The organism is Siphonobacter sp. BAB-5405 (genome assembly GCF_002872335.1).
In the GTDB taxonomy this organism is placed as follows: Bacteria; Bacteroidota; Bacteroidia; order Cytophagales; family Spirosomataceae; genus Siphonobacter.
Genome location: NZ_NJAG01000079.1, coordinates 1 through 6,164 on the forward strand (window position 1 = coordinate 1; position 6,164 = coordinate 6,164).

The 6,164-nt window shown below is 43.3% G+C and carries 6 protein-coding genes; all 6 read left to right on the top strand.

What is annotated here, in order from left to right:
• Positions 1 to 402: HTTM domain-containing protein (locus BWI97_RS25580; protein WP_158242849.1), on the top strand; the 402-nt coding region annotated here is incomplete at its 5' end.
• Complete coding sequence (locus BWI97_RS25585) at positions 402 to 1,547, top strand: O-antigen ligase family protein (RefSeq protein ID WP_102203336.1); 1,146 nt, start codon at positions 402 to 404, stop codon at positions 1,545 to 1,547. The genes BWI97_RS25580 and BWI97_RS25585, both read left to right, overlap by 1 nt.
• A gap of 118 nt (positions 1,548 to 1,665) precedes the next feature.
• Complete coding sequence (locus BWI97_RS25590) at positions 1,666 to 2,094, top strand: hypothetical protein (RefSeq protein WP_146011040.1); 429 nt, start codon at positions 1,666 to 1,668, stop codon at positions 2,092 to 2,094.
• Between the two features lie 7 nt (positions 2,095 to 2,101).
• Positions 2,102 to 2,743 carry a carboxypeptidase-like regulatory domain-containing protein gene (locus BWI97_RS25595; protein ID WP_102203338.1) on the top strand — a complete coding sequence of 214 codons (642 nt, stop codon included), beginning with the start codon at positions 2,102 to 2,104 and terminating at the stop codon, positions 2,741 to 2,743.
• 6 nt (positions 2,744 to 2,749) lie between these two features.
• A complete protein-coding gene (locus BWI97_RS25600) occupies positions 2,750 to 4,297 on the top strand; it encodes an outer membrane beta-barrel family protein (RefSeq protein WP_102203339.1) in 1,548 nt (515 codons plus the stop codon).
• A gap of 730 nt (positions 4,298 to 5,027) precedes the next feature.
• On the top strand, positions 5,028 to 6,164 hold a 1,137-nt coding region (locus tag BWI97_RS25610), incomplete at its 3' end, for a hypothetical protein (protein ID WP_146011041.1).

Sequence of the window (6,164 nt, forward strand, 5' to 3'; positions counted from 1 at the left end):
GTTAATCCCTCCCCCTACCGGAAAATACTACAGCTGCACCTGTGCATTGTGTATTTCGCCTCGGGAGTTGAAAAGATCATTGGCGATAACTGGCGGAACGGCGAATCCATCTGGAAATCACTGCATTTACCCGGTTTTACCTCCGCTGTTTCCATGGACTACGAGTTCCTTTCTACCTTACCTATGCTGGCCCTGATCATTGGCTGGAGCGTCGTGCTGATCGAGTTACTCTACCCTTTATTCATCTGGAAACAGCCGTACCGAAACATTGGATTACTATTAGTCTGTTCCATGCACCTGGGCATTCTGCTTTGCCTGGGCCTCTACTATTTTTCATCCCTCATGATTATACTCAATTTAACTGCCTTTTTAGATCTCAGTCCTAACGATAATCGTAAGTGATGAATCCAATTTTTTCGTATACGTATCTTTTTCCAGCGATAGCTTTACCAACGCTACTCGTGTTAGCCTATACCTACAAAGCATTTAATCTTCGCCCTGAAAACGTATTTCATATCACCTCTACGGATATCCTGGCGGGCCTTTTTTTCTTATACGTTACCCTAAACATTTATTTAAAATCATTTACAGCTCCGAAGATTAGTGATTACTATACAGTGATCATATGTGCCCTGCTGTACGTCATTTTAAGAGTATACTATCAAAATAAATTGTTAGTAAGTCGGGTCATTACTTTCCTGACTCTGATCGGTTTTTCCGAAGCTGTCATTGCGGGCACGCAGCTGATGCAGGGGCAGATCCTGCTGGGCAGTTTTGGAAATAGAGCGGTGTTTGCCAATGTTCTGGCGGCTATCTTTCCCTTCATGGCCTATTCGCTGGTAGTGGCCCGGCAAAACAAACGTCCGCTGTATGAAGTCGGCTTTTTCGCAGCATCAAGCGGTTTAACATACTATCTGATTGCCTTTCACTCCTATTCGAGAACTGCGTTTATTGCCACGTCACTAGTGGGCTTACTCCTTGTCTTACAGGCAACGGGTGTTTTCAGCACGAAGCTATCAAAACGCAAATTAACGATCCTGATTTCATCACTGGTGGTTGGTTTTACCCTCCTTGTTGCTGGAGCACTGTTTATAAAAGCAGATTCCACCTCCGGCCGGTGGTTTATCCTGCAACGGGAGTTCGAACTGATCCTACATCAACCGTTTCTTTGGGATTGGTCATTCAAAAATTTTGACAAATGTTACAACGATCACCAGTCAACGTATTTCGCAAACCATACGAATCCAGACGCTGAGCTTCTTTCGGCGTACGWWAACGTCAATTACAACGAATACATGGATTTGTTGCTGAAAGGGGGTCTGTTTGGGGGCTTACTATTCATTCTCCTGCTGGCGAACCTAACTAAACGGATACGATCCAATCGTAAGTCATCCCTGATGTTTATCCTTTCATTAGCGGGGCTATTCGTACTGGGACTTTTTTCGTATCCAGGCGAAACGATGATCATCGTCTTCATCTTTCTGTTCAGTGTTACTGGAATGATCTCGGCAGAGAAAACCCATAGTTTTGTTTTTAGTAGCCAATGAAAAAGTAGTCTTCATTGCTTTAAGTATCGTTTCATTAGTCGTCAGTGGTGGATTGATCTATCGGTACAATGCCGTGATGAGGTGGCACCTTATTGCTTCATCGAAACCCGCTCAGGCCTTGAACGCAGAAGCCATCAAAAGGCTGTATACGAGTGTGATGCCCGAACTGTCGGATGATCCCCTGGTTCTCAAGGATTTTGCCCGGAATTTATACCTGACGAAAGATTACCCCGGGGCCATTTCCTTACTAAACCAGGCAACCGCCTACTCCAGCCATTACGACCTGTACGTTTTGCTGGGCGAATGTTATGAAAAATTGAATAGCCTCTCCGAAGCCGAAAGCGCTTACCTTAAATCCTCCCTCCTGGTACCCAAGCTGTTTTACCCGCGCTATCGATTGATGATGCTTTACACGAATCAGCAGGATGATGCGCAGGCCTTAAAGCTAGCCAATAAGATTATCGAGATGCCCATTAAAATAGATTCAAAATTGGTCCGGGAGATAAAGGCCAGAGCCTGGGCATTAAAAACGCAATTACCTAAATAGAAGTAGCATGAATGTATTAGTATCCTTACTGAGTCTATTGCTGTTTGTATCCAGTTCCATACACGCACAAATTCGCACGGACGTTAGTGTACGGGATAAACATACCGCCGAACCACTCCCCTTCGCCTACGTATCGATTTTTAAAAACAACCAACCCCTCGTTACTTTTCAAACGGACACGAATGGCACCTACCGCTTGAATCTGGCTCACGAAGGTCAGTATGCGATCCGTGTCACCTTCATGGGTTATCAGAAGCTGGATACGTTGCTTAGCCTCAATAAATATACGTCGCGGACACCCTTAGTCCTGACGGCGGATCAGCATGAATTGAAATCCGTGGTCGTCACGAAAGCGAAATCGTACCTGCAAATCCGGAAAGGCAATCTGGTCATTGACGTTGCTCAAAGTCCCCTGGCCACCACCAGTGACCTCTGGAGTATGCTAAGCTCCACGCCTTCGGTCCAGACCTTTGATACTGGGAACATCAGCGTAAAGAATCAGCAAACCGTTGTGTATATCGATCATCGAAGAATATATATGACTAGCAATGAATTGAGAGATTACCTGCAATCCATTCCAGCCTCCAGTATCAGTCGTATCGAAGTGATCAGCAATCCGGCTAGTAATTATCCCGCCGATGTAAGCTAACGGTCATTGTCCATTAAAACGAAAGATTTCGATCAGAAAGGCGTCAAAGTTACCCTCACGAATGCTTTAGCAAAAGCTACTTTTCTTAGAAACACGTTTTCCACCCGATTGGACATTAAAAATTCCGATTCCGATATTCAAATCGGCTATTCCAATAATCGCGGCACCCAACGAGAAACCAAAGACATTTCAACGCTATATCGTCAAAGCCACCCCTGGCAGGTGGATCAACGTTCGGATCATACCATCGACCACCAGCGAATTTACGGTCAGTTCAGCAGTAAGCTTAGTAAGAAAAGTGTACTGAGTGTGTATTCAGAACTAAATTCCAGTCCGTCTAACACTACGGTAAACTCCACAAATGGATTTCCTGCCCTGGAACGATTGCAGGAAAATGATTCCATTTTTTCGTTCCAATCTAATTCCAGAACTCAGGCAAGGAATTTTTTCGTTCAGAGTAGTTATCAGCTAAGCTGGGATTCGACCACACAAAATCTTAAACTACAGGTAGAATATTTTAAAAATAACAAATCGTTTACGAACACCAGAACCATTGATTTCTTCGTACGTTCGCAAGAAAGTCAAACGCGTTCTTACCTGGATATTTTCCCGCAAAAGCTCGGAACGGTGGTAGGAACCATTCATTACAGCCGGAATATAGGGAACGGTGAATTCTTGAGTGGTATCCGGTTTTTTAAAAACCAGTTGAACGACCAGAATGAAATTTTCCTGACGAACGAAAAGAATTTACTGGCTAGCTCCCGGTTTAACTACGATGAGCATACCTATGCAGTCTTTAGTGAATGGAGTAAAGAGGTTAAAAATGTTTACTATCGACTGGGTTTACGCCTCGAGAACAATCAGATTATTTCAAAAAATGTCACGACCGGGGCAAAATCTAACCTTAACTGGACCAATCTGTTTCCTTCTTTTTTAATTCAATGGAACAGCAGTCCTGCGAATGTCTGGAGCCTCAGTTACAAAAACACCTTCACGCGGCCCGACTACTACCAGTTAAATCCCTTTGAACGATTTACGGATAACTCCGTGGCTAACTTCCGGGGCAATCAATCCATTAAACCACAAAAGGATTACGTTCTGGATTTGTCCTGGAGCAACAATAGCTTCTTTACTTCTTCGGTGGGATTTCAATACCTGAAAGATTTTATTAGCACCATCGTCTTACCCGATCACCAGGGAAGCCTGTATCAGCAGTATGACAATTTCAATGCCCAGGCTTACTACGCTAATTTCAATGTTTCACTCAATCCCCTTAAGCCTTTAAAAATTATTGGCTCATCCAATGTCATTTATTACAACGCTCAGTATACAAAGGTTGCAAAGGAAGCCTCAACTCCACTCGTAGATTTTCGGCTGCTGACGGCGTTTTCTCTGAAAAACAAATGGGTGGCACAAGTCAATTTTTACTACATGAATACGATGAGTGATGGCTTTTTCAAACATTTCAACTATTCCAGTGTGAATCTGGCTTTACAAAAGAAATTAGATAAACCGAATGTAACCTTCACTTTATTTTTCACGGACGTTTTTTAAAAGCGATAGAAGGGCGGAGCGGGCGCTTTATAATCATCTTTCCTATCAAACCAGCACGTACAATGATGCTCAAACGTTGCGATTAACTATTGCGTGGAGTTTTGGAAAATTACAGGTAAAGACGAAAGATAAAGATCAGTCTGAAAGTAAAGAGGCGGTTGACCGATTAAAATAATGGAGTAATCTTATGAAAAACGACAATCTTTTACTGGTTTTCAATGCGTTCCTGATCGTGTGCATGATAGGCATGACTACCTCGTGTAAAATGTATTCCACGGGTCAAACCCTTTTATCATCCAAAGAGCAAATTCAATTTGAATCCATTCATAATTCTAAAGTAAAGGTACGCGTCCGGAATTATTCCAGCACCCATGCCTACGCTCTGTATGATGGCCATCAGGTGACTATCTTACCTGCCACTCCTTATTCGTTTTCACTGAAAAACGGGAAAAATTTAGTGCTTTACAATACTAATGTTGAAGACATACGAATTCAGGCTACCTGTCTGCTTCTATTTAACAATAAAGTTAATGTCGTTAGAAATAAAACTACTTTTTAGCTATTCTACCAGAAAACGATTCTATGAAAAATAAGATCATTGCTTTTCTTTTATTAACTACCGCTGCCGGCTGTCATTTAACCGCCGATCCATCCAGTACCTTTGGTAGTCCAGATTTTTAGCCTGACGCATGAAGTTAAGAAAAGCTACTATCATTTCATTAAATCAAACATGGAGGGCCTGATTCATGTACTGAGCAAAACAGCCATTGGTCAGGACCGGAAACTAGTGAATGATGACATTATTCTGAGTAACATTGAGGATGCCTATCAATCCTCGAATGAACTAATCAAAAACGGTTTAATTTCAGAAAATGGATTCAAGGAATTTGTATTACCCTATCGGGTAAACTCTGCGAACATTCATACCTGGCGGAGACAGGTTTGGCACCAGTACCACAAACACTCCTTTTCCGGCATCACCCGTACGTCAGCTTTGGTCGACAGCTGCAACCGGATTAACGATTCCTTAAAATCCTGGTTTAAATTTAGTTACACCAACAAGCTGGAAGACACGTTAACCTACAGCCATATAACGCATGGGAAGGAAGGCACCTGTGTTTCCATGGCTACGATAGCTGCCTATACGTTACGAGCGTTTGGGGTTCCGGTATCCATTGACTTTACGCCCGCTTGGGGTAACATGCCCGGATCGCATGTCTGGAACAGCCTCGTTCTGGCCCATGACGTGAGTATACCTTTTTTAGGTGCCGAAGCTAACATTGGAAAATACGAACCTTTGTATTTGATCAAAGACGGCGAGAATAGCCCGTATTCCACGTATAGAAAACCCGGCAAAATTTATCGGTACGTGTATTCGGCCCAGAAGGAAACGCCCTACTACAAATACGGGCATCTTAATTACTTTTTGCCCATGTCGGTGAATTCCCGAATGATTGATGTCACCGCTCAATACCTGCCCGTCAGTGACATAACGTTCACGAATCCGCAGATCAATGGTGAACCGAAACTTGTTTACATCAATAATTACAACGACGGCAAATGGGTTCCCGTGATGGCTACGGAACGAAAAGAGGATGCCTATCTGTTTTCAAACCTCGCCAGGGACCTTTTGTACTGCGTGTCGACGTACGGTGAAAGCCCCGCGGAAACAACGATCCTGCCCTTTTATTTGACGCCTGCGGGTAAACCTATACTCCTGCAACCGTCCAGTAAAAAAATTGACATTGTTTTAAATCGCATGCAGTCGATTGAGTTTGATCAAATGGATGTAGCAAAGAAGGAGTGGAATGTCAAAGCTTTTGCCAGGATAGCCCGGGGTCACGTACGTTCTGCCCCCGTTGAAGGT